At 60.9% G+C, this 23435-nt stretch carries 19 protein-coding genes and 2 pseudogenes; 3 read left to right on the top strand and 18 right to left on the bottom strand.

The window, feature by feature from the left end:
• Window positions 1–50 precede the first annotated feature (50 nt).
• Window positions 51–2018, top strand: coding sequence for a methyl-accepting chemotaxis protein (locus JLK41_RS15045; protein WP_210389273.1), 1968 nt, complete (start codon window positions 51–53; stop codon window positions 2016–2018).
• Window positions 2019–2341: 323 nt separating this feature from the next.
• Here JLK41_RS15045 and JLK41_RS15040 read toward each other — a convergent pair whose 3' ends face one another.
• From JLK41_RS15040 to JLK41_RS15005, 8 genes are all read right to left on the bottom strand, one after another.
• Complete coding sequence (locus JLK41_RS15040; protein WP_210389272.1) at window positions 2342–3112, bottom strand: 3-hydroxybutyrate dehydrogenase; 771 nt, start codon at window positions 3110–3112, stop codon at window positions 2342–2344.
• Between the two features lie 193 nt (window positions 3113–3305).
• Window positions 3306–4571: an OprD family porin gene (locus tag JLK41_RS15035; RefSeq protein WP_210389271.1), complete on the bottom strand. Its 1266-nt coding sequence runs from the start codon at window positions 4569–4571 to the stop codon at window positions 3306–3308.
• A 246-nt stretch (window positions 4572–4817) separates the two neighbouring features.
• Window positions 4818–6533 carry a tannase/feruloyl esterase family alpha/beta hydrolase gene (locus JLK41_RS15030; protein WP_210389270.1) on the bottom strand — a complete coding sequence of 572 codons (1716 nt, stop codon included), beginning with the start codon at window positions 6531–6533 and terminating at the stop codon, window positions 4818–4820.
• 258 nt (window positions 6534–6791) lie between these two features.
• The gene (locus tag JLK41_RS15025; RefSeq protein ID WP_210389269.1) at window positions 6792–8273 is read right to left on the bottom strand and encodes a sigma-54 interaction domain-containing protein; all 1482 of its coding nucleotides are present in this window, start codon (window positions 8271–8273) and stop codon (window positions 6792–6794) included.
• 76 nt (window positions 8274–8349) lie between these two features.
• On the bottom strand, window positions 8350–9720 hold the full coding sequence (locus JLK41_RS15020) for a TRAP transporter large permease (protein ID WP_210389268.1): 1371 nt from the start codon (window positions 9718–9720) through the stop codon (window positions 8350–8352).
• Between the two features lie 16 nt (window positions 9721–9736).
• Window positions 9737–10324 (bottom strand): TRAP transporter small permease subunit, encoded by a 588-nt coding sequence (locus JLK41_RS15015; protein WP_210389267.1) that lies wholly within the window; start codon window positions 10322–10324, stop codon window positions 9737–9739.
• 80 nt (window positions 10325–10404) lie between these two features.
• Complete coding sequence (locus JLK41_RS15010) at window positions 10405–11475, bottom strand: TRAP transporter substrate-binding protein (RefSeq protein ID WP_210389266.1); 1071 nt, start codon at window positions 11473–11475, stop codon at window positions 10405–10407.
• A gap of 275 nt (window positions 11476–11750) precedes the next feature.
• A complete protein-coding gene (locus tag JLK41_RS15005; RefSeq protein WP_210389265.1) occupies window positions 11751–13457 on the bottom strand; it encodes an extracellular catalytic domain type 1 short-chain-length polyhydroxyalkanoate depolymerase in 1707 nt (568 codons plus the stop codon).
• Between the two features lie 638 nt (window positions 13458–14095).
• Here JLK41_RS15005 and JLK41_RS15000 point away from each other — a divergent pair.
• Window positions 14096–14668: a GAF domain-containing protein gene (locus JLK41_RS15000; protein ID WP_047593032.1), complete on the top strand. Its 573-nt coding sequence runs from the start codon at window positions 14096–14098 to the stop codon at window positions 14666–14668.
• 11 nt (window positions 14669–14679) lie between these two features.
• Window positions 14680–16983: a putative bifunctional diguanylate cyclase/phosphodiesterase gene (locus JLK41_RS14995; protein WP_210389264.1), complete on the top strand. Its 2304-nt coding sequence runs from the start codon at window positions 14680–14682 to the stop codon at window positions 16981–16983.
• 104 nt (window positions 16984–17087) lie between these two features.
• Here the strand turns inward: JLK41_RS14995 and JLK41_RS14990 are convergent, their stop codons facing one another.
• From JLK41_RS14990 to JLK41_RS14950, 10 genes and pseudogenes are all read right to left on the bottom strand, one after another.
• On the bottom strand, window positions 17088–17414 hold the full coding sequence (locus JLK41_RS14990) for an alpha/beta fold hydrolase (RefSeq protein WP_196250634.1): 327 nt from the start codon (window positions 17412–17414) through the stop codon (window positions 17088–17090).
• A 243-nt stretch (window positions 17415–17657) separates the two neighbouring features.
• Window positions 17658–17951, bottom strand: coding sequence for a transposase (locus JLK41_RS14985; protein WP_210389263.1), 294 nt, complete (start codon window positions 17949–17951; stop codon window positions 17658–17660).
• 190 nt (window positions 17952–18141) lie between these two features.
• Window positions 18142–18390: a hypothetical protein gene (locus tag JLK41_RS14980; protein WP_210389262.1), complete on the bottom strand. Its 249-nt coding sequence runs from the start codon at window positions 18388–18390 to the stop codon at window positions 18142–18144.
• 263 nt (window positions 18391–18653) lie between these two features.
• A complete protein-coding gene (locus JLK41_RS14975) occupies window positions 18654–18824 on the bottom strand; it encodes a hypothetical protein (protein ID WP_210389261.1) in 171 nt (56 codons plus the stop codon).
• Window positions 18825–19072: 248 nt separating this feature from the next.
• Entirely contained in the window at window positions 19073–19690 is a 618-nt protein-coding gene (locus tag JLK41_RS14970) for a hypothetical protein (protein ID WP_210389260.1), read from the bottom strand.
• Between the two features lie 87 nt (window positions 19691–19777).
• Window positions 19778–20032 carry a hypothetical protein gene (locus JLK41_RS14965; protein WP_425321825.1) on the bottom strand — a complete coding sequence of 85 codons (255 nt, stop codon included), beginning with the start codon at window positions 20030–20032 and terminating at the stop codon, window positions 19778–19780.
• A gap of 11 nt (window positions 20033–20043) precedes the next feature.
• A pseudogene (locus JLK41_RS25580) lies at window positions 20044–20471 on the bottom strand (bacteriophage T4 gp5 trimerisation domain-containing protein); the annotation flags it as partial.
• Window positions 20472–20525: 54 nt separating this feature from the next.
• Window positions 20526–21035: pseudogene (locus tag JLK41_RS25575) on the bottom strand (contractile injection system protein, VgrG/Pvc8 family); the annotation flags it as partial.
• Between the two features lie 593 nt (window positions 21036–21628).
• Window positions 21629–22855, bottom strand: a complete 1227-nt coding sequence (locus JLK41_RS14955) for an IS256-like element ISPa46 family transposase (RefSeq protein WP_210389258.1) — start codon at window positions 22853–22855, stop codon at window positions 21629–21631.
• 41 nt (window positions 22856–22896) lie between these two features.
• Window positions 22897–23403: a multicopper oxidase domain-containing protein gene (locus tag JLK41_RS14950; RefSeq protein ID WP_210389257.1), complete on the bottom strand. Its 507-nt coding sequence runs from the start codon at window positions 23401–23403 to the stop codon at window positions 22897–22899.
• Window positions 23404–23435 lie beyond the last annotated feature (32 nt).

Raw genomic sequence — 23435 nt, 5'->3', positions numbered from 1 at the left:
CAGTGCTGCACATGCTGCTACGTTGAGGAATCCCTTGCGAGGCCACAAGAATGAAGATCAGATCCAAGCTGCTGGTGAGTTTTCTGGTTGCAACGCTGATCCCGGTCCTGATCGTGGCGCTGCTGACTATCCGCAATGTCACGGAACAGGCCAGAGAGAATTTTCTGCTATCGAGCAGCCTGGACATGAAACTGGTGAATAGCAGTTTCACCACCTTTTTCGACTCGGTGGGCTACACCGTCTCGGCCTTGGCAGAATACCCGGCAGTCAGGGATGCCGACGGCGGTGCACTGAGTACCTACTTCGCCGAGGCGCGCAAGCCTGGCGAGGTCGCCACGGCCAAGGGCGGGCGCGAGAAGCAGATCTTCGATTACTTCTCCAGTATCGGTAAGAGCAACCCAACGCTTGGCTACGTCTACATGAGTGATACCCAGGGTGGCTACGTGGAGTGGCCGGGTACCGGCGACTACGGCGACTGGGACCCGCGCAAGCGCGAGTGGTACACCAAGGGCCGTGACGCCAACTTCACGCTGGCTCGTCGTGACGGCTACTACTGGGAACCGGACGACGCGGTCTATGTATCGGTGCTCAAGGGCTTCAAGGATAACGCCGGGGCGTTCTCCGGGGTCGTGGCGGTGGACGTGTCGCTCAAGGCGCTGACGGAGATGGCGCAGAAGGTACGCTTCGGCGAAACCGGTTTTCTGATGGTGGCGGAGGGGAGTGGCACCCTGCTCGTGGATGGCCATCAGCCGGACAACAACTTCAAGAAAATCAGCGAGCTGCCGGGTGATTACTTTGCAACTATCGCGAAGACCGACAATGGCCTGGTCGAGCTGGATATCGACGGCGTCGCCTACATGGCCAATGTCTATACGTCACCTGAGCTGGGCTGGAAGTTCGTTGGCCTGAAGCAGGCGGACGAGGTATATGCCAGTGCCCGCGAGCTGACCTGGTTGACCCTTGGGGTTTGCATCGTACTGGTCGCGCTGTTCGGTATCGCCGGGGTGATCATCGCCCAGCGGATCGCCAATCCGATCAACCTGGTGACAGGTGGACTGCGCGTCATCGCGCAGGGGGAAGGGGACCTGACTCGCCGCCTGGCGCGCCTCAGTTCGGACGAAACCGGGGAACTGGCCAGCTGGTTCAATCAGTTCATCGAGTCCATCCAGGGCATGATCCGGGTGATCAAGGACAATGCCGTCAGAATGGATGGCGTCTCCAGTGAGACCAGCAAGCGCACTACCGCGATGTCCGCCACGCTGCAGAGCCAGTTGAGTTCGGTGGAGCAGATCGTCACGGCCGTCACCGAGATGTCCTCGGCCGCCAATGAAGTGGCGAAAACCTGTGTGCAGACCGCCGACGTCTCGGAGCAGGGGTTGGCGGCCACGCGCAATGGCAAGGAGGTCATCGCGCGCAGCACGTCGGGGGTCAACAAGCTCGGCAGCAGCATCCAGAGTTCCAGCAAGGTGATTCAGGAACTGGAGAAGGAAACGGTCAATATCAACAACATCCTCTCGACCATTCAGCAGATCGCCGAGCAGACCAACCTGCTGGCGCTGAACGCGGCCATCGAGGCGGCCCGGGCGGGCGAGCAGGGGAGAGGGTTTGCAGTGGTCGCCGATGAGGTGCGTCATCTTGCCAAGCGCACCCAGGACTCCACCGGGGAGATCAACCATATCCTCAACCTCCTGGTCAGCCGAATCAAGGAAGTGACGGTGAGCATGAATCAGAGCCTGGTCGAGTCGGAGGGCGCCATCAGGTCGTCCGAGGAGGTGCTGGCGGCTTTCGAAAGCATCGAAGGCAAGGTGCAGATGATCCGCGACATGACCATGCAGATTGCGACCGCCACCGAGGAACAGCATCTGGTCACCGAGGAGATCAACCAGAACATCGTGACCATCAACGATGCGGTTGCGCAGATCTCGGCTCAGGCTGCCGAGGTCGAGAGCTACGCCGAAGAGCAAAGCGCGCTGAGCAGTGAGCTGAAGACGCTGGTCGGGCGTTTCCGTACGGATTGAGACGCGCGGGCAACGGTGTCTCGCCTCGACCATCCTGGCGCAGTGCTGTCCGGCCTGAGCTGCCTGCGCCAGCTGGTGTTCAGAGCGACCACGCACAGCGTGTTGATTGCGGAACGACGCGTCAGGCAAAGTCATGGTGGCTTGGGCAACTGTCCGCTTCTGCTTGGAAGCGGACGTCGTTGACTGGTTGCTATCGGCCAGAAGCGGTCCTTGGTCCAAGACGGGACTGGCTTTCACTTCGAATGAGCGAACCGGAAGTCGTCAGCCCGAGTCGGTTATACCGGCTCAGGCTTGCCGTATTTGGATTGCCAAGCGAGCGCCGGTTACTGTGCGAGCCAGCCACCGTCGATGTTCCAGGCGGCGCCCCGCACCTGTTCGGCTGCCTGGCTGCAGAGGAATAGCGTCAGCTCACCCAGCTGCTGTGGAGTGACGAAGGCCTGGGACGGCTGCTTTTCCGCCAGCAGTGCCATGCGTGCGGCATCCGGCGGTTCGCCGGCGGCGACGCGTGCGTCGATCTGCTGTTGCACCAGCGGGGTCAGCACCCAGCCGGGACAGAGGGCATTACAGGTGACGCCGCTCTGCGCGGTTTCCAGCGCCACTACCTTGGTGAGACCGAGCACGCCGTGTTTGGCCGCGACATAGGCCGCTTTGCCGAGGGATCCGACGCTGCCGTGCACCGAGGCAATATTGACGATGCGCCCCCAGTTGTGCGCGCGCATCTCAGGCAGGGCCAGGCGCGTGCAGTGGAACACCGCGCTGAGGTTGAGGGCGAGCACCGAGTCCCAGCGCTCTGTCGGAAAGTTTTCCACCGGTGCCACGTGCTGGATGCCGGCGTTGTTGACCAGGATATCGACCCGGCCGAACTCGCGACGAGCGTAGTTGAACAAGTCCTCGATTTGTGCGGGAGCGCTGAGGTCGGCGGCATGATAGCCGACGCGGCCGCCGTGGCGCGACAGCTGCTCGGCTGCCGTCTGCCAGTCGCCGAAGCCGTTGAGGATGAGGTCGGCGCCGTTGCGCGCCAGCACCTCGGCAATGCCGAGGCCGATGCCGCTGGTCGAACCGGTGACCAGGGCGGTTTTTCCACTGAGCGCCATAGCGTCTCCTGTTGTTGCAATCAATCTAAATGGGGCATTCATGGCCGCGGGTTCCGCGATCCGTTCCGAGTGCAAGGACGGATTGCCGCTTTACCGGGCCGACTTCACTTGTGCTTGCCTGTAGGCAAAAAAGCCGAGCCTATTCGGCCCGGCAAGGCTTCACGACGAGTAATCGCAATGTGCAGGCGTAGCCTTACCAGAGCGGCAGGCTGTAGCTGACGATGAAGCGGTTCTCGTCCAGGTCGCTGCCGAAGTTGCTGCGAGTGGTGGCGTTGCGCAGGCGCAGGCCCAGGTTCTTCAGCGGGCCACTCTGCACTACGTAGGCGATATCGGTGTTGCGCTCCCAAGTCTTGCCTTCGTTCTGCCCGGCGCCGCGGTCAACGTTGTCACCGGACAGGTAGCGGGTCATGAAGGTCAGCCCCGGCACGCCGACACTGGCGAAGTCGAAGTCGTAGCGCAGCTGCCAGGAGCGCTCGTCTTGGTTACCGAAGTCGTTGATCTGCACCAGATTGACCAGCGCGTTGTCGGCTCCGGCGATGTAGGCGAAGCCAGTGTCGCCGGAAAGGTACTGGTAGCCGGCGGTGAAACCCTGGCCGCCGAGGCGATAGGTGAATAACGCGCCGAAGGCGTCGTTGTCGACGTTGCTGCCGCCGTCGTCGGTCGAGCGGGCGTAGCGGATGTCCGACTTGAAGCTCTGGCCTTCACCCAGTGGCAGCTGATGCACCAGGTTGACTAGGTGCTGTTGGTAGATGCCGTCGAGGCCGCCATAGTAGTAGCTGGTGGCGAGTTCCGGGGTCCACTGGTAGCGGCCGCCAGCGAAGAGGAACTCGTCGCTGGTCTTGGCGTTGCCCAGCACGATGTTGCGCTTGCCTCCGTTGAACACGGCCATGTCCTGGTTATCCGAGGAGTCTCGCTGATTGACCTGGTCAATGCGGCCTAGGTCCAGGCTCAGGCCCTCAATTTCGTTGCTGTTCAGCCAGGCGCCGCGGAAGGTCTGTGGCAGCAGGCGGCTGTCGTTGCGCATCACGGCCGGCAGCACCGGCTGCAGGGTGCCGAGCTTGAGGGTGCTATTGGCGAGGCGCAACTTGGCGGTCAGGCCGGCCTCGCCGTATTCGTCCTGGGCGCGCTTGGGCGCCTCGCGATCGCTCTTGAGAATGCCGGTGCCGATCCGGTCCGGGCTGGAGTCGAGCTTGATGCCGAGTAGGCCGATTGCGTCGATGCCGAAGCCGATCGGGCCTTCGGTGTAGCCGGACTCGAAGCGCAGCATGAAGCCCTGGGCCCATTCCTCGGCCTTGCTCTGGGCCGCGCCGTTCTGGCGGAAGTCGCGGTTCATATAGAAGTTGCGCGCATCGAGCGCGGCCTTGCTGTCGTCGACGAAGGCCGCCGAGGCGGAGCTGCTGGCGATCATTACGGCACTGCCGCAAAGAATGCAGTAGAGGGAGCTGTGGTGCAGTCGCATGGTATTTCCTCTTGTTGTTCTAGGCCGCGTTGCGCGACCGCAAGGGGTAGAGCGAGAAGCGTGCCAGCGTTGTTCGGGGCGCTCCTTTCTGACGCAATGTTGCGTGCCAGAGCCTTTTGTCGAGGTTTGATGGCGTTTGGAAGGAGCGCCTGAGGTGTCTTGTTGGCTGGACATGCCTGCTGGTTCCGGCATTGGCTGTCCAGCCCGATGGACGGTGCCGGTCCAGGTGGGACCGGCACCTTGCACTTACCGGTCGCGCTGGCGACTGCGGACGCAGACGAAGCTGCTGGCGGTATTGACGTTGCCTTTGCCGCGGTACTTCGGCCAACCGGGGTATTCGCACAGTGGTCGGGTGCGGCCCGGCACGCCGACGCTGTCGACGACGATCTGCTTGCGCGGCGCGCGGCCGCGCTCGACCCAGTCCTCCAGTGTGCTCAGCGAATCCCAGCTGGCATTGAACACGGTACTGGCGGCATGGCCATAGCCGGGAATTTCGTAGTAGCGCAGAAAATGTCGGGTCTTGCCCGGCCCCATATCGCGCTGGATGCGCTCGTAGTACTCGGCGCTGGCGCGGCTGCTGACCAGTTGGTCGGCGGTGCCGTGGGCGATGAGTAGCTTGCCGCCGTGTTCGGCGAACTCTGTTAGGTCGGTCTGGTTGACGTCCTGGCGCAGCGACAGCTCGCTGATGCGCGGCAGCCAGGGGCCTGGGGCTTGCGGGTCGAAACCGAGGGAGTCGAAAGTCGGGTTACGCGTCACGAAGTGGCGCACCCATTCGTCCCAGAAGCCAGCATGGTAGGGCGCGCCATCGACGAAGCCGGTGCCGTGGACGGGCATCGGGTAGCTCGGCTGCAGGGTATTTAGGCCGAGCCGATTGACCAGCAATTGCAGGCCCTCGCCGGGCCGGCCGAGGTCGCTGCCCCAGGCATTGAAACCCGGGTAGTGGGTCTCGCCGCTGGCCAGCGGGAAATCGAAGCGGATCGGCGTGTTGAACACCCGTAGCGCCTGGATCTGCGCATCGGTGAGGCAGCGTGGCGAGCTGTCGGTGCCACCCGGGCAGCGCAGTGGCTGGCCATCGAGTGTGGCGCTGGCCGGGTCGAAACGCGCATTGCAGGAAACCTGATGGCTGATCACGCGGTCGCGTATGCCATCCAGCCCGTCGCAGGCCTGCAGGGCAGCCTCGAACAGGGCTGCGCGCTGCTCCAGACTGGGGAAGGCGCCGGGTGCGGCCAGGGCGCGGGTGATACGGCCGAATTGCAGGTTCAGCGCCAGGGCGTTATAGGCGGGGTAGAGGGCTATCGCGCCGTTGAAGTCTTTCGGCCACTGCTGCACCACCGCCAGTGCCTCGCGGCCACCAGTCGAGCCACCGGCGAAGTAGCTGCGCTCGGGCCGGCTGCCGTAACGCAGCTCGATCAGGTGCAGGGCGGCGTCGCGGGTCTTCTTCAGTGCGTCATGGGCATAGTTGGCCAGGGCTTCCCCATTCCAGGCAAAGGCGCCGGGGCTGAGCGGGTCGGCGACATGCCCGGAATCGCTGGCGAACACCGCATAGCCGCGGCCCAGTGGGGTGGGACGATCCAGCGGGCCGGCCGGCAGGTTGCCGGCAACGTCTGGCACGCTGCCGTTGTAGCCGCCACCGCCGTACATCATCGCCTTGCGATTCCAGCGCTCGGGTAGCACCAGACGCATGCGGATGGCGGGCGCGACAGGGTCGACCGGACGGATCTCAATGGCTAAGTCGCAATAGGCGCCGAAGGTCTGCGGTGCTCTGCCGCCGGCTGCCATTGGGGTGGCAGACAGCACCAGCGCGCCGCGGCTGGGCAGACCGATGGCCTGCTCCGGCACCTGGACGCCGAGCAGCTCGGCGCAGCCGGCAGCCTGAGTCGCTGGGCTGGCGAGTAGTGCGCTGCTCAACGCGGTTAGGGACAGTAGACAGCGCGACAACGGGTTGAAACGCACAGGGCTCATGGAATTTCCTTTTTCTTGTTTTCGGGACGCTACGTCGAACGGGCGCAGGAGCGCTCAAGCGAATCCCATGCCAGTGCGCTGGAAACAGCGTCTGGCTGGCGCCGATGGCTCTAGGTCGGGTGTGGGCGTGCGGGAGATGGGGGCGGAGGTGGATAACGTATGTCCACAATGCTGGACGTCCGTCCAGACCTCCGGATAGTCACAGCGACAGCGGGCACCGTTCAGGCGGTGCCGCGGCATCCTACTGAGAGATCACAGCTAGCGCTGGTTCAGCCCGTGCTGTTGCAGTTTGCTGTAGAGACTGGCGCGGGAAATGCCTAGCTCGACGGCGGCGCGGCGACGGTTGCCCTTGCAGGCGAGCAGGGTGTTCTGCAGGGCACGGCGTTCGGCCTGGGCGATGGTCTGCGCCAGCGGCTGCAAAGGTTCATCGGTGTCGAGCGCGCTGGGTTCGGCAACGCTGGTGGTCGACGCAAGTGTGCCGGTAATGCCTGCCAAGGCGAGCAGCGGCTGCAGTTGGGCGACATCCAGTAGCGGGCCGTCGCTGTCCAGCTGCGCCCGTTCCAGCAGGTTGCGCAACTCGCGCACGTTGCCTCGCCAGGGCTGCCGACTGAGCAAGGCCAGTCCCTTGCGGCTCAGTTCCATGGGCGCCTGGCCGGAGCGGTTGGCGATATCGTCGAGCAGGTACTCGACCAGTGCCGGAATGTCCTCGCGCCGCTCGCGCAACGGTGGCACGCGCAAGGCCAGGACATTGAGGCGGTAGTAGAGGTCGTCGCGGAACTCGCCGGCGGCGACCTTGGCCTCCAGGTCGATATGGGTGGCGGCGATCACCCGCACGTTCAGCGGCTTGACCTGATTGGAACCGAGCGGCTCGACCTCCTGTTCCTGCAGCACGCGCAGCAGCTTGGCCTGCAACGGCAGTGGCAGGTCACCGATCTCGTCTAGGAACAGGGTGCCGCCATTGGCTACCTCGAACTTGCCTATGCGCGCCTTGCGGTCGGCGCCGGTGAAGGCGCCGGGGGCGGTGCCGAACAGCTCGGCCTCGACCAGGGTTTCCGGAATCGCAGCGACGTTGACTGCGACGAAGGGGGCGTTGGCCCGCGGCGACAGGTTGTGGATGCCCTGGGCCAGCAGCTCCTTGCCGGTGCCGGTCTCGCCGCGCAGCAGCACCGTGGCGTCGAGTTGGGCGGCGCGCCGCGCCTGGCGTTTTACTTCGCTGACCGCTGCACTAGCGCCGATAAAACCGGCGATGGTGTAGCGCGCCCGACGGGCCTTGGCCAGCTCATGCTGGGTGGCGAGCAACTGGCTCTGCAGGTTGCTGTACTTGGCCATCAGCGGCTTGAGATGGCGGGCGCGGTCGAACAGCACGAAACCGAGCGCGCCGACCAGGGTGCCGTCCTCGTCGCGCAGCGGGATGCGGGTGACCACGAAGTGTTCGTCGCCGAAGGCCATCAGATCGAGCATGCTCGGCTGGCCGCTTTCGACCACCTCGCGCAGGCGGCTGGCCGGCAGCACTTCCTCGATCTGCTTGCCGAGCACGCTGCGTGCATCGCGGATGCCGATCTTCTCGGCGTACTTGTCGTTGATCCAGACGATGCGTGCCTGGCGATTGACCGCGATGGTGCCCTCGCACTGTGCGTCGAGGTGGTCGTACAGCAGCGGCATGGCCACCGCGCGGAAGCGCTCGGGGGACACGCCGACGATCAGGCCGTGCTGGTCGAGTTCATCGCGGGAGATGGCCATGGCAGGAGGAAGTCCTCGGAAATATGCACTCGATTATGGGAGCCGTCTGGCCGAGCAGGCAAGGCGGCCGGGATGGTCACGGACCGCCATAAACCTCGGTGGGCAGCCAGGTGGCCAGCGGCTGGAAGCAGAACACCAGGACCAGGCCGAGCAGCTGCAGGGCGATGAATGGCAGTACGCCTAAGTAGACATCGCGGGTGGTGATGCCCGGCGGGCACACACCCTTGATATAGAACAGAGCAAAGCCAACCGGTGGGGTGAGGAAGGAGGTCTGCAGGCACAGGGCGAAGAGGATCGCGAACCACAGTGGGTCCACGCCCATGGAGAACAGCACCGGCGCCACCAGAGGCAGGACGATCAGGGTAATCTCCACCCAGTCGAGGAAGAAGCCCAGCAGGAATGTGATGAACAGCACAGTGAGCAGCACGCCGGTCTGGCCGAACGGCAGGCCGGTCAGCGCTGCGCGCACCACATCGTCGCCGCCGAGGCCGCGCAATACGGCGGCGAATACCGTGGCGCCGATGAAGATGCCGAAGATGAAGGCAGCGGTGCGACTGGTCTGGTACAGCGCATCCTTGAGCACTGCCAGGCTCAGGTGGCGACTGAGGTAGGCCATCAGCACCGCGCCTGCGGCACCCACCGCCGAGGCCTCGGTGGTGGTGGCGATGCCGAAGAAGATCGAGCCGAGCACGGCGAGGATCAGCCCCAGCGGCGGTACCACGGCCCAGAACACATCGATGAGCGCACGAACATCGAGCGGTTGGCGATCCTTGGGGGCTGGTGCGAAGTCCTTCTTCAGCCAGGCGGCTATCAGGATATAGCCTATGTACAGCGCGCCTAGCAGCATGCCGGGGATCAGCGCGCCCATGAACAGCTTGCCCACCGACGCATCGGGGGTGCCTAGGCGGTCTGCCATCAGCACCAGCATGATGCTCGGCGGGATCAGGATGCCCAGAGTACCCACCGAACAAGCGGTGCCGACGGCCAAGCGCTTGTTGTAGTTGGCCTGCAGCATTGGGCCGAGCGAGAGCAACCCGAGCAGCACCACCGAGGCGCCGACGATGCCGGTGGAGGCGGCCAGCAGCACGCCGACGATCACCACGGTAACCGCATAGCCACCGCGCAGCGGGCCGAGCACTCGCACTAGGCTATGCATCAGGCGCTCGGCGATGCCGGAGCGGTCGAGCATGATGCCCATGAAGATGAACAGCGGCAGCGCTACCATCAGCTCGTTGGCAACGATGCCGTAGATGCGCGCATCGAGCACGCCGATGGTGCCGCTCCATGTGAACCACAGATCGGCATCGAAATAGGCCACCAGCACATGGCCGGTGACGGCGAAGACCAGGCCAACGCCTGCCAGGGACCAGGCCACGGGAAAGCCGAGCAGCAGCAAACCCATGAAGCTGGCGAACATGGCGATGACCAGAATTTGTTCCAGACCCATTACTTCAGCCTCGTGATCAGGAGTGTGGGTGAGCGTCAGTGGACTGCTCGGTGGCCCGGGGGAAATTGAGCAGCAGGGTGCTGCAGCGGGTGGCGCGAGCGAACAGAGCAATCGCTGTCAGTGTCAGGCCCAGCGGCAGCACGCTCTTGAACAGGAAGCGGTAGGGCAGGCCGCTCGGTGCCTGCGAGTGCTCTTGGTAGACGAAGGCGGTGTAGGCGTAGGCCAGCAGACTGTCGATCATCAGGGCGATCACCGGCAGGGCCAGCAATGCAATGCCCAGCAGCTCGATCCAGGCTTGCGTTCGCAGGGAGAATTTCTCGCGCAGTACGTCGACGCGAACATGATCATCGCGCACCACGGCGTATGCCAGCGAGAACATGGTAGCGGCACCGAACAGGTGCCAGGAAAGCTCCTCCAGGGCGATTGAACCGCGCGCCAGGATGAAGCGACTGAAGACGTTGCACAGCACCACCAGCAGCACGGCGATCCACAGCCAGGCGCTAGCCTGGCCAATGGCGACGATGCCACGGTCGAGCAGGTGGGACAGGCGGTTGTGCGGCAGCTCGGCGCCAGGCGCATGAGCGGCGGAGGTGGGGGATGGCATCGGAAAACCTCGGACCTATCAGGCAGGAAGACGCAGCGGGCCACAGCGTAGCCGGGCCCGTGCAGGTTCACAGGGCGTGATCAGTTCTGCTGGTCGAAGTCGCGCGGCAGGTAGCCCATGCGGTTCCAGCTGGCGTACTGGGTCATGAAGTCGCGCTGGCTGGTCAGCACACGCTTGAACATGTCGTCCTTGGCGGCCATCTCGTCCAGTACCTCGTTGGTCACCCGCTGCAGTTCATGCAGTACTGGTGCGGGAAGAACCTGGGCCTTTACGCCTTCCTTCTGGTAGTCGGCGAGCGCACCTGGTTGAGCCCACTCGCTTTCGGCGAAGCCCTTGAGGGTGGCCGACTCGCAGCCCATTTCGATCAGCGCGCGGCTCTGCGGCTCCAGCTTGTCCCACACGTCCTGGTTGACCAGCAGATGTGAGGTGGTCAGGGTCTGGTGCCAGCCCGGCATGATGTAGTTCTTGATGATCTGGTCGAGGCCCAGCATCTTGTCGATCGCCGGCTGGGAGAACTCGGTGGCGTCGATGGTTTTGCGTTCCAGCGCCTGGTAGATCTCCCCGCCGGGGATCATCGTGACCGAAGCGCCGAGCCTCTCCAGCACCTTGCCACCGATACCGGCGAAGCGGATGCGTAGGCCATCGAAGTCTTTGGTCTGCTCGATTGGCTTGGCGAACCAGCCGGCGCCTTCCGGGCCGATGATGCTGCACAGCATTGGGTGGATCTTGTGTGGCGCGTAGATCTCTTCCAGCAGCTTCTTGCCGTCGCCCTGGTAGTACCAGGCCAGGTAGGCAGGTGGCTCCATGTTGAACGGTGCACCGGAGTACAGCGGCAGGGCGGGGATACTACCCTGGTCGTAGCCGATCCAGGTGTAGCCGGCGGGGTACTTACCGTTGCTGACGGAATTCATGATCTCGAACGGCGGCACCAGCTCGCCCGGCTCGTAGTAGCGCAAGTTGATGTCACCGCCGGAGATGGTCTTAAGCGATTCGGACAGGTGCTTGATCGGGGTAACCAGGCCGACCAGATGCGAGGGGAAGGCCAGCGGTACCTGCCAGCGGATTTTCTCGGTGGCCATGGCCGGGCTGGCCAGCAGGCTAGTGACGACAACGCCGACGGACAGGCGGGAAAGCGATTGCTTGATGGACATGCTGAGTTCCTTCTTGTTGTATTTGTGGCGAAACGGGGCGCACTGCAGGGGCAGGCAGTTAGCGCCTAATGCAATGCGATCTTCATGCCAATAAAAAATATCTTTATTTATCAAATGCTTATATTTATTTTTGCGTTAGGAGTCGACGTCGTTCCGTAAAGTTGGACATGTCGCGTGAACAGCTTGCTCGACATGTCCAGTAATTCGGACATTGCTGTCTCTGCAGGTGGACAGACAGCACGGGCGACCAGGGTCGCCCGTGGTTTGGCGGAGCATCAGTTGCTGCACTGCCCGGCCTGGAAATAGCCGCTGGCAGTTTCCTTCACCCAGCTGTTCACCCCAGGCAGGCTGCCCAGGTACTGATTGCCGCCCACGGTGTAGTAGCCGTAGTAGGCGCGACCGGCCGTGACGTGGTTGAGGTTGGTGGTGTTCCAGTTCTGGCAGACAAAGCCTCCGCCAGTGCCGCTGCACGCTGCCGGCAACTGCGAATACCACTTGCCGGTTTCGCCTTCGTATAAGGCAACGCTGCTCCAGGTATCGAACGAGCCACCGATGTCCACATTGTCGCCATTAGCGTAAGCGCGCAGGCTGGATACGCCGCCGACATAGGCGCGCCCTGCACCGATATGAGCGTAGGGCGAGGCGCTGATCTTCTGGCAGCTGGCCACCGGCGAGTTCGAATCGACGACGTTCACCACTCGGGTGGCCGTCGTGCTGTTGTTGTCGCTGTCGGTGGCGCTATACAGGCAGCTATAGCTGCCCGCGGCCTGGGTATTCACGGCGCTGCAGTCGGCGCTGACGTTCAGAGAGCCGTCTTCAAGATCGTTGGCCGTGGCGCCGGGATCACTGAAGGCGCTGTTGAGCTCCGCAGTCAGTGGGTTGTCGCCTTGCAGCACAATGACAGGGTGGCCCTGCGGTTGGCTGCCGTTGCGGCTGTGGCGGCTGAAGAAGTCCCAGATGATATCGGGGTAGCTCGGGCCTATCTGCAGTGCCCATTTGCCATTGTTGCCTTCGGCGCCGCCGACCCAGTAGTGGCCGTGATCAGTGTCCTGCGCGTTGGGTGTGGTCAGTGGGCCATCGTAAAAAATGGTTTCCACCAGCGAGCGGGTCGCCGTGGTGCCGTCTTGGGTATAGGCAATGCGGTGGCAACTGTAGTTGTTCTGGTTGTATGGCGAGCAACTGGTGTCCGAGGCCTTGGTCGTGGCCGCAGTCTTGAAGTCGCCACTGCCAAAAACCTGCAGGTGGGCATCGCGCATGTTGTTGGCAGCGGTCTGCAATACGGTGCAGTCGTTCTTGTTCTGCAACAGCAGCAGTGGGATTGGGTAGCCATTGTCTACCTCGCCGGTGAGGTCACTGACCACCTGGCTGACCGCATGGAAGGTGGCCGACCCTGGGCACTGGCCGGACAGCGACACCGAGGAGGAGTCCTCGCTGTAAGGTAGACCTGACGCCGGTGCGGCGGCCGCCCAGTAGTCATTATGAGCGACGGCCGCGGCCATGCTCATCGCTCCGCCGGAAGACAGACCGGTGATGAAACGGCGGTTGGGGTCGATGCTGTAGGCTGCGTCGACCTGCTGGGCGATCTGATGCAGATCCTCGACTTCACCGGCCCCCTGGTGAATATGCTGCTCGAACCAGAAGCCCCAGCAGTTTTCGTTGCGCAGGCCGTCGTAGCTGGTGATGAAGGGCGCCACCAGGATGAAGCCGTAGCGGTCGGCCGCGGCCTTCATGCCCCAGTCGTTAAGCACGTCGTCGTTGGTTTGCTTGCAGCCGTGTAATGCCATGACCATGGGCGCGGGGGTGGTCATTGCACTGGGTACGTAGACCTTGTAGTGGCGCTCACGGGAGCCACTGTAGGCCTGTTGCGGCAGAGTGTAGGAATGGATCTCGGCGGAACTGGCAGGTGTCGGCAGGGACAGGGTCGTTAGCAATGCGAGCAGCGGTGCTGCAAGTTTTCGGCGTGGCAGTGAGCAGGTTTCCATGGGTTACTCCATTCTTGAACTTATTTTCGGAGGTATACGGTTTGGCTGAAGGCGCGCTGCGTCTGTCGCTCAGGCAAACCCACGGACGACTCGATGAAATATCCGTGCCAGGATGTTTTTCTCATTTTATTTCAATCGCTTGACTTTGGTTCTCGGGAAAATTTCGGCTGGCTGTCCAGCATGCTGGACAGCGCCGAGCGGTTAGGACGAGGACTGTTCAGTCGGCAGGACTCGGTTGTCCGGGAAACGAGTCAAAACTGTCCGGCGCAGTCGCCTCGTGCTGCGCCTGGCTGGGTTATTAGCCGTTCCCAAACCTCATTTGGAGCGTTGGTTCAACACTGAGTCGTAGTCTGCTTCTGACCGGAAGCGGTCATTGTCTGCGTACCAGGCTCATCGTGTCTGGCTCCCCTGGCCACCGTCACACAAGAACCGGAAACCTACCCGGTCCGGCGTCGTCTTTCCGGCCCTCCGCCGGGCGTTTCGGGCGCTAGCCCGTTGAGCCGCATGGTTACTGACATGCTCATGTCCGCACGGAGGGGAGGGGGGAGCGACGCATAAATCAGACAGATTCGGGGTATTTACTTGTTGGCGGGCAGCTACACTGAAAAAGCAGGTTGAGCTTCATATCGAATTCTTTCATGAAGGGCTTCCCCATGGTCATGACCGTCTCGTCAGTACTGCTGGATGAATGGCAGGAGCTTGCCAACCAGGCTGCAGAAGCTGCGCAAGTACCTGCTGCCTTGGTGATGCGTGTCTGGCCTGAGCAGATTGAGGTGCTGATCGCCAGCCTCGGGGATGAAAACCCCTATGAGGAACATGAGAAGGCCGATCTTGGGACGGGCCTCTATTGCGAGACCGTCATGGCTACCCATCAGCCTTTGCTGGTGCCTGATGCATTGAGCGATCCGGAATGGGCCAATAATCCTGATATCAAGCTGAACATGATCAGCTACCTGGGAGTGCCATTGGTCTGCCCTGATGACAGCATTTTCGGTACCGTCTGTGTGCTGGACCGACAGCCCAGGCATTACGACACGAAGACGCTGCGCATGCTGGAGTCGTTGAAAGCGATCATCGAGTCAGACTTCCATTCGGTGGTCGCTGGTGATCCCGTTCATGAGGGCAGCCGCAGTGGTTCGGAACGGCGGGCCTTTCAAAACTGCATTGCGGATCTTCGAGCCAGTAATGGTTCGCCATCGCCATCTGCCTGAACCGGGCGACGATGTCCCTGAAGATGATCGCGGGCAATACCCTTGTTCCGCGTCCCTATCTCAAGAAGTGGGCCCGGTGGCTGGCCCAGCTTCAGGAGATCACGCAGGCCGATGCCATTTGGCTGATGAGTCTGCAGGGCGACCGGCTGCAGACCGTACTGGATAGCGCTCAACCCTCGCTTGACCAGCGCACTGCCGCCAGTGAGCTGGCCAATCGCCTGGCTGAGCAGGCCATCACTGCGCGCGCCGTCGTCGAAGAGTATTGCGCTGAGGTGGGCTGCTGCTGCGTGAGTGTCCCGCTTTGTTGGCCGGATGCATCCGTTTATGGCGCACTGGTTCTGATGGCCGGGAAGAACGGCCGCAGCCTTCTGGAATGGCTCCGGCACATGCTCGAGTCGGATTTCCGCACCCTGCATTTCGTGCGTGCCATCGATCAGCATAAAAATCTGCTGGAGACGCGAATTGCCGAGCGGACGGACGATCTGCGCATGGCCAATGAGCGGCTTGCGCAGGAGTTGAGTCTGACCCAGCGCACCGCGCAGCTGTTGCGTCAGATGGTCATTCATGTGCCTGGTGGTGATGAGCATGGCTATTTCCACAAGCTCGTGCAGCAACTGGTTCAGATGCTGCGCGCCGAACATGCGTTTGTTGCCTTGATCGATGATCAAGACCCCAGTCGTGCAAGCACCATCTCCTGCTACAGCGGTAATGACTGGCACGCCAACTTCAACTTCGAAATTGCCAGAACCCCTTGTAGCCATGTGCACAAACGCCGCGGCGTGTTCACCTCATGCGATCTGGACAGCGAATTTCCCGAAACACAGGCCCAGTTCGGATTACAGGCTGAGACCTATCTGGGGGTTCCCCTGCTCGATGAAGCGGGGTGCACGTTGGGGGTCATGGCCGCGATGGGGGGAGGGGACATGCTGGAAGCCCATCTGGCCAATGAGGTCATTGAGCTGCTGGCTGCCCGAACCGGGTCTGAAATCCTCCGCATGCATACCGAGGATGAGCTGCGTCACCTGGCGCTTCACGACTCCTTGACTGGGCTGCCCAACCGTATCCATTTCAGAGGTCGGCTGGAGCAGGCCATTGCTCAGGCGGAACGTGCACATACCCATCTGGCCGTTCTGTTTATCGATCTGGATGAGTTCAAGACCATCAACGATAGCCTGGGGCACGATGTCGGTGACAGGGTGCTGGTACAGGCGAGCAAGCTACTCGAGGCCTCCATGCGCGACATGGATAGCGTGGCCCGGTTGGGGGGTGACGAGTTCGCGGCATTGTTGCCTGGTGCCGACTCTCTTGAGGCAGATGCTGTTTTTCAGCGCATCGCCAAAGCGATGTCCACGCCTCTTCTCAGCGAAGGCATCGAGCTGTTTCTCTCCGCCAGTGTCGGTTGCAGCCTGTACCCTGACGACGGCACTGACTCCGGTAGCTTGTTGCGCTCGGCAGATACCGCGATGTACCGCGCGAAAGCACTCGGCAAGAACCAACTGCAGTTCTACGCGCAACACAGCAAGCAAACGATCCAGCGCGACCTTGTCGTCGGCAATCGTCTACGCAAGGCGATCAATGCTGGTGAGCTCTACGTGGTTTACCAGCCCAAGATCGACCTGAGGGATGGATCGCTGGTCGGCGCTGAGGCCCTGTGCCGCTGGCATGATCAGGAGTTGGGTGAGGTTTCACCGGGTGAGTTCATACCGATCGCGGAGCGAGCCGGGATAATTTCAGACCTGGGTGCGCTGGTGATCAAGCAGGTGATCGCCGACTTGCAGGAGTGGCAGTGCCAGCAGATAGAGGTGCCCAAGGTCGCTGTAAACGTGTCTGCCAAACAGTTGCAAACCACGGAATTTACCCAGTGGCTGGCAGAGAGTGTGCGCAGTGCAGGCCTGAAGCCCCATCACCTCGTCATCGAGTTGACCGAAAGCGTTCTGATGGAGCGAAACGACATCAATCTACCGGTCCTGGCTGAGTTGGTGGCGTGTGGATTCCGGATCAGCGTGGATGACTTTGGCACGGGCTACTCCTCGCTTGCCTATCTCAAGCGGATGCCGATCAGCGAGATCAAGATCGATCGCAGCTTTGTCGAGCACCTGGCCGATGACCAGGGTGATCAGGCCATCGCTGCGGCCATTCTGACGCTCGGTCACACCCTGGGGCATGTTGTCGTCGCTGAAGGGATAGAGAACGAGCAGCAATTACGCGTTCTGCGTGCGTTGCACTGCGATGTGGGCCAGGGTTTTCTTTTCCACCGCCCGCTGTCGCGTACGGCCTTTCATGAGCTGTTGATGCATGAAAGTGGTAGCAAATAGCTCCTGCTTTCATCCTTACACCCAAGTCGCAACGGTGCTTCGCGATAACCAATTCGAGGCTGTTTGCTTCCGGCCAAAAGCAGCCACTGGCGACGATGAAATTATCAATTCACTCCGACCCCATTAGTTTTAGACGCCTGCTTTAGCCAATCCAGAATTGTCTTGGTTGTCTCTTCTGGCTTTTCCTCCTGAATCCAATGGCCTGTGTCCAGGCTGACAACTTCGACGTTTGGCACAAAGGCACTCAGGTTTGGGGACTTTGGGGTCGTATCGCGGTCCCCATAGATCGTTAGGGCGGGATGCGGAACAATCGGGCCCACGTCCGCCAAGAGATGCCAGTTGCGGTCCAGATTTCGATACCAATTGATACTGCCTGCGAAGCCAGAGGCCTCAAACGCGGCGTCGATGACAGACAATTCGGCATCTGTCATGAGCAGCTGTCCCCGCAGCACGCTGCTACGTGAGATTAGTGCGCTGCTAGAACAGGGTTTGTCATTTGTTCTGAGCCTGGTCGCGGCGGGGGACTGCATCTTCACCCATCTTCGGTTTCGCCATCTCTCTCGCCGAAGGTGGCCGCTGCTGCCAGGCATAGAAGCCGCTGCGTGATACCCGCAGCAGCCGGCACATCGGTGCTACGGGATAGCAACCGATCAACGCCTCGATGGCGCGGAACTTCACTTCGTGGGCGGCGAAAAGATGGCGAGCGCCTTTTTTAAAACATTGCGCTCCATGGTGACCTGAGCCAGCTGCTGGCATAGCCGGCGCAACTCAGCACTCTCGCCACGCTGCTTGCCATTGCCCGGAAAGGCATCGTCACCTTGCTGTTCGTACTGGCGCTTCCATTTGCCCAGCAGGCTTTCAGCGATGCCGAGCGTCTCGGCCACATGACGAAGCGGCGTGCCGGCAACCACCTGGTCTACCGCTTCACGTTTGAAAGATTCGGGAAAACGTCTTCTGGTCTGGGTCATGAACACGCCTTGCGGCGGACATTATCCACCTTAAGTCAGTGTCCACTCAGCCTGGGACAGACCACAATGCGCAGCACGAAAGCCCGGCCGGCTTGCCGGCAACCCACAATGGGTTAGGCATCTTCACTGCATCAGGTATTCCAATGTTCCAGCGTCCATAGATACTTCGCTTGGACTTAATCAGGGTGGATTACTGCTCTGACTTTAAGAAAGGTTTAAGATCAAGCCGAGAACGAGAACCATCAGGCAGAATTACTATTACTTCCGTCTCGGGATCATGCTTTATCTGGCGCGCTTGCTCCAATACTTTATTAGCTGCTTGTCGGCGCTCGATCATAGACGGATATTTTGATTCAACAAAAATAACGAACCCAATAACGAATGCCATAACCAACAGCAAGATTTTCCAGTCGCCATTTCCACGTCCATTATCGGGCATGTTATTTACCCCCCAACAGGATTATCTTTGAGCGCACCGGCGTCTTTGCCATGGGGCTTACTTTAAAACAGTAAGCTTGCTTGAACAGCCTTAGCCAACCGAGTGTTCAATTCGCCATTTTGGCGCTGAATTTCTGCCCCTCTACGCGCGGAAACCCTTGAGGTTTAGTAGAGGCATCAGAGCGTATCTGCTTAACTTCTGCCTGCAGCTCGTCACGCGACTTACATAACTCGAAACCTGGACTTCTGCAACAGCAAGGCGATTTAACCTGTCTTTTTTTTCAACTTGGCAAGCTCCTCGCTAGCAGCTTCATGCCGAACATTAGCGGCAGCCAAACGCTCGGCAGCAATTGCAAATTTCTCGGCAGTTACCGTTTCAATAGAGTCAATATCGCGAAGTTGTGCAACGCGAACGGCCGTCAACTCTTGACGCACTAGCCCTGCTTAATCCTGCGCCCCCGCAAGCTCTCTTTGTATTCGTCGTGAGCTACGCGCAGCTCTTCTTTATATTCATCTGCGCGGTGCTCGTTCTCCGTAAGCAGACAGTGACTGCGCGCCGGAAAGCGCTTGGGACACTGTCGTATAGAGACTTGGGCGCGCGGGATCACGAGCAAACACGATAATCCGAATACCCCAAAAACCCGTGCGGACTGATCCGCATGGGTTTTGGTTTGGATGCAGGATTACTGCACGGGGGATAGCGGGTCGTTTGCTGCTGAGGTCGGCACCAGAATGGCTGCCTCGGCCTCATAAGCCCGGTTAATGCGGTAATTTAGCTCTTCCGCTAAATCGTCCATATCGACAAGTTTCCCATCAGCATCGCGCAAACGCCCGTACCTGAAGACAACAATATGCTTACGAAAGGCTCGGCCTTTCGTAGCGCCTGGCTTGTTTAGAAAACTATCGGAACGCCCGTATTGGAAGGTCGGCACCGTTTCGATCTTTTCAGGCGTGATATGGAAGGTGCTGTTGAACTGGATATCCTTGTGCGTACAATAAGTCTCGATTTCAATCCCCTCAATCGAGGTGTACGGCAACATACGGTCAGCATTGAAAAACCATATACCGTCCTCCTTGAGGACCATCAGCGGCCTATCCCCTGCATTACGATTTGACCAGGCAGACGCAAACAACCACGCGGCACCAATCAGGAAAACCACGCCAAGGCCTGTAACGCCAGTCGCCTTTCCTGAGCTGAACGCTGCGATAGCGAGAACGACCAGAACAAGGCCAAGCCCTGCGCCCATAAAGAGAACTCGCCGGCTCTCCGTGAATGTAACGTCACCCTTGTTAATTTCCATGTTCACCCCTTTATCAGCTGCTGTAGCCAGCCACGCCGGCTGTCTGTATTTTCGCGCGCGCGAAAAATCTGTTTAATGCGGCAACGCTCACTGTCCGCCAAACGTCAACTCACCTTGCTTGAATACTTGCCGTGCAACATGCGGCGCCGATGGCGCCAAAATGATGCCCTTGTCAGCCACTTCGACGCGGACATTTGGGTATGTGATCTGTACGAGCTTGAGCGCTCTAAGAAATCCATTTTTGACGTCCAGCACAGCCCTGTCGCCCTTGAAGTTGCTACCAAACTGACCCATTAGCGCCTCCCATGGGATAGGCCGCGTTTTGCGATCGGTGTAGCTCATTCGATACGTTACTCGTGGCCATCCACCGTCTCGGTGCGGTCGCGCTTGATGTGGCTGGTCTCGCCGCGGTAGATGGTCTTGCTGCGGTCGTTGCCGACCCAGTGCGTCTCGTCGTGCTCGACTTCGATGTCCTGGTTCTTGTCTGCGGGATCCACAGCTGCTCTTCGCCCTTCTTGTCCTCGAAGCGCAGGGCCTCGGCGTTCTCGTAGCCGCCGCCGAGGCTCGAACGGATCAGGAAACCCGACTGCATGGCGTTGCCCGGCAGCTGCCACGGCGGCATCTGGAAGGCGTTGTACAGCCGGCTGGTGATCACCGGGCGGTCCGGGTCGTTGAGGTAGTCGACCAGCACTTCCTGGCCTATGCGCGGGATCTGAATGCCGCCGAAGTTCGAGCCCGCCCAGGGCGAAGACACGTGAATCCAGCACGAGCTGTTCTCGTCGCCATCGGACAGGTTGGTGTAGCCGCCGGGGTAGTCGAAGATCTCGTAGCTGCCGTGAGCATGCCCAGGCGACTGGTCGCGGCGGACCGCGAGGTCCGAGCGCGGCATGGTGAAGTTGTAGTCGTGGGTCATGTACTGGCCCGGCTTGAGCCCGCCCCCGGCGGACCAGACGTCCAGGTGGTCCTGGCCGGGGTAGGCCACGTCCGGGGCGGTCATGTTCTGGAAGATGCGGTAGTCGCTGCGCCGCGTGCCATACCACAGCCAGGGCTTGAGCAGGGCCTGGTAGAGGTAGTAGCGACCGTGCTTGCCGACCTGGGCGAACTGCATGCACTGGCCGTTCAGATGGCGCCTGGCGCCGCCGGCCAGCTCCATCTCCAGGGTCACCGGCGTGCCCAGAATGGCCTGCGGGTCGAAGCTCTTCTGCTCGCTCTTGAGCAGCAGCGTCAGTTCGAACAGCCGGGAAATTTCCTCATGCCCGCGCAGCGAGGAAAAACGCAGCGCACTACCAAAAACCGTGGTGACGTTGAACGCACGATTCACAATACAGTTCCCTTGTAATTCCATCCCTTTGGCGGGCGCCCGATTGCCGGAGTGCTGGCCAAGGCGGTACTGTGCCGCTACGCCGGAGGGGGCGACAAGCGCCCGTACGCGTGAAGACGACAGGCATCGCAAAAGAACGACTGTTCTTATTGAAAAATGAGATCGGTTTCGCGTTGCAGGGCGGGTTTCCAGGTGCTCCGTGTGACCTTCTATCCCGCTGCTAATGACAACCGCAGTGGCTACAGAGTCGGCCGGAGCCCCCCCCAAGAAGGCACCACAGATACGGCTCGTATCAGTCCGCTTCCGGCCAAAAGCGGTCATACGACTACTATTAATTCAAAGCACAGGCTGAAACCGAGTCACTCGCAAAAAACATCAACCAATGTCCAAGTTTCGTCGATCACAACAAAGGGGCGAAGCCTTTCAGGAGGCGGTAGAAAGCTGGCGACGGGAGCATTTGCGGACCCTTGAGTGCTTGTCTAGAGTCAAAAGGGAAGCCCCTTACACAAGGAGTCATCGCCATGCACGCGCAGAAGATACTCACTCGACTCGACACCCCCGGTACAACCCCGCTCTGGAAGGAGGGTGTGCAGAATTTTGTGTAACCGGGGTTGGGGTTACTGCTGCGGCAGCCGGTCTTCGTAGCTGATCGTAAAGCGCGTCAGCGCCGCCTTCCAGTCACGGATTGGCATCGTCCATTTCTTGCTGATGTTGCGTAGTGCCAGGTAGAACAGTTTCAGCAGTGCCTCGTCGCTGGGAAACGATCCGCGATTCTTGGTGATCTTGCGCAGGCTCATGTTCACCGATTCGATGGCGTTGGTGGTGTAGATCACCTTGCGAATCTCTGGCGGGAAGTCGAAGAACGGCGTGATACGTGGCCAGTTGCGGCGCCAGGACTGGCCAATCGGCAGGTAGTCGTCATCCCACTTGGCCTCGAACTCACCGAGGCGCAGTTCGGCCTCGTCTGCCGTGCTGGACTGGTAAATTCGCTTCAGGTCAGCAGCCACTTCAGCCCGCCGTTTCCACGACACATAGTTCAGGCTGTGTCTGACCATGTGCACGATGCACAGCTGCACGCTGGTGTGCGGGAACACCGCTTCGATAGCCTCAGGGAAGCCCTTCAGGCCATCCACGCAGGCGACGAAGATGTCCTGCACGCCACGGTTACGCAGCTCGGTTACCACCTGCAACCAGAACTTGGCGCCCTCGTTCTGGGCGATCCATAGGCCGAGGATTTCCTTCTCGCCAGCCAGATTGATGCCCAACGCCAGATACACCGCCTTCACTCGCACGGCGCCTTCGCGCACCTTGGTGTGGATGCAGTCGAGGTAGACGATGGGGTAGACCGCATCGAGCGGGCGCGACTGCCAGGCCTTCACTTCATCGGCTACGGCATCGGTCACCGAGGAGATCAGGCTGGGCGACACCTCGGCACCGTACATTTCCTGCAAGTGCGCCTGGATCTCGCGCACAGTCATGCCGCGGGCATACAGCGAGAGGATCTTGTCGTCGAAACCCGCCCAGCGGGTCTGGTGCTTCTCGACAATCTGCGGATCAAAGGTGCCATGCCGGTCGCGCGGCACTTCGATGGGCAACTCGCCGAACTCACCCTTGAGTTTCTTCTTGCTGAAACCGTTGCGGGTGTTGCCAGTTGGATTGCTTACCGGTTGATGCTTATCGTGGCCCAGGTGGTGGGTCAGCTCAGCATCCAGCGCACGCTCAACCAGCTTCTTGGTCAGTTGCTTGAGGATGCCGTCAGCACCGATCAGGTCTTCAGGATTCTGGTAGTTGGCCAGGGGCTGATCCAGCAGCTCGTCGGTGATGGGATGTTGCGTCTTGCTCATGGTGTCTCCGGTTCGGAGCGACAGTGTCGCTCATGAGCCGGTTACACAAAAATTCGGACACCCTCCACCGGCGCAGTGGCGCAGTGATACACGTACAAGCCCGAGGCCAGCGCCTTGAAGGTGAAGGTTGCTTCATTGCCCGGCGCGATCAAGGTCGGCTCCGCACCACCGCCCGGCCCGGTGACGGCGTGCAGGTCGATGTTGTGCGGCAGCTTGTTGCTGGCCAGGTTCTGCAGGTGCAGCTCCACCGTATCGCCTTCACGCACACGGATCATCTTGCCCGGAACGGTGCCGCCGAAGGTCCAGAACATGTAGCGGGTGCCGGGCGCGATCTCTTTCTCGACCTCCTCCACCGTCAGGTTGACCACCACCCGCGCCGGGGTTTTACGGGTGATCGGCGCCGGCACCGCCGGCGGTGCCACCAACTCCTGCACGATCACCGGCAATGCCGCCTCCGCCGCGTAAACCGCGCTTGCCGAGGCAAGCGCCCAGGCGCAAGAAGCCGCCACCAGTACCTGTTTTGCCCGTGTGTAATTGCGCTCTTTCATCGCTTAGCCCTCATCCATTACGGGTTGCAACA

This window comes from Ectopseudomonas khazarica, from assembly GCF_017915135.1.
In the GTDB taxonomy this organism is placed as follows: Bacteria; Pseudomonadota; Gammaproteobacteria; order Pseudomonadales; family Pseudomonadaceae; genus Aquipseudomonas; species Aquipseudomonas khazarica.
Note: the sequence above shows the minus strand (reverse complement) of the source record. Positions and strands in the feature narration are given on the sequence as shown.

Bases quoted from the DNA above. Each gene is read 5' to 3' on its own strand.
- JLK41_RS15045 (WP_210389273.1), top strand. From the start codon at position 51: ATGAAGATCAGATCCAAGCTGCTGGTGAGTTTTCTGGTTGCAACGCTG.
- JLK41_RS15040 (WP_210389272.1), bottom strand. From the start codon at position 3,112: ATGGCGCTCAGTGGAAAAACCGCCCTGGTCACCGGTTCGACCAGCGGC.
- JLK41_RS15035 (WP_210389271.1), bottom strand. From the start codon at position 4,571: ATGCGACTGCACCACAGCTCCCTCTACTGCATTCTTTGCGGCAGTGCC.
- JLK41_RS15030 (WP_210389270.1), bottom strand. From the start codon at position 6,533: ATGAGCCCTGTGCGTTTCAACCCGTTGTCGCGCTGTCTACTGTCCCTA.
- JLK41_RS15025 (WP_210389269.1), bottom strand. From the start codon at position 8,273: ATGGCCATCTCCCGCGATGAACTCGACCAGCACGGCCTGATCGTCGGC.
- JLK41_RS15020 (WP_210389268.1), bottom strand. From the start codon at position 9,720: ATGGGTCTGGAACAAATTCTGGTCATCGCCATGTTCGCCAGCTTCATG.
- JLK41_RS15015 (WP_210389267.1), bottom strand. From the start codon at position 10,324: ATGCCATCCCCCACCTCCGCCGCTCATGCGCCTGGCGCCGAGCTGCCG.
- JLK41_RS15010 (WP_210389266.1), bottom strand. From the start codon at position 11,475: ATGTCCATCAAGCAATCGCTTTCCCGCCTGTCCGTCGGCGTTGTCGTC.
- JLK41_RS15005 (WP_210389265.1), bottom strand. From the start codon at position 13,457: ATGGAAACCTGCTCACTGCCACGCCGAAAACTTGCAGCACCGCTGCTC.
- JLK41_RS15000 (WP_047593032.1), top strand. From the start codon at position 14,096: ATGAAGGGCTTCCCCATGGTCATGACCGTCTCGTCAGTACTGCTGGAT.
- JLK41_RS14995 (WP_210389264.1), top strand. From the start codon at position 14,680: ATGTCCCTGAAGATGATCGCGGGCAATACCCTTGTTCCGCGTCCCTAT.
- JLK41_RS14990 (WP_196250634.1), bottom strand. From the start codon at position 17,414: ATGACAGATGCCGAATTGTCTGTCATCGACGCCGCGTTTGAGGCCTCT.
- JLK41_RS14985 (WP_210389263.1), bottom strand. From the start codon at position 17,951: ATGACCCAGACCAGAAGACGTTTTCCCGAATCTTTCAAACGTGAAGCG.
- JLK41_RS14980 (WP_210389262.1), bottom strand. From the start codon at position 18,390: ATGCCCGATAATGGACGTGGAAATGGCGACTGGAAAATCTTGCTGTTG.
- JLK41_RS14970 (WP_210389260.1), bottom strand. From the start codon at position 19,690: ATGGAAATTAACAAGGGTGACGTTACATTCACGGAGAGCCGGCGAGTT.
- JLK41_RS14965 (WP_425321825.1), bottom strand. From the start codon at position 20,032: ATGAGCTACACCGATCGCAAAACGCGGCCTATCCCATGGGAGGCGCTA.
- JLK41_RS14955 (WP_210389258.1), bottom strand. From the start codon at position 22,855: ATGAGCAAGACGCAACATCCCATCACCGACGAGCTGCTGGATCAGCCC.
- JLK41_RS14950 (WP_210389257.1), bottom strand. From the start codon at position 23,403: ATGAAAGAGCGCAATTACACACGGGCAAAACAGGTACTGGTGGCGGCT.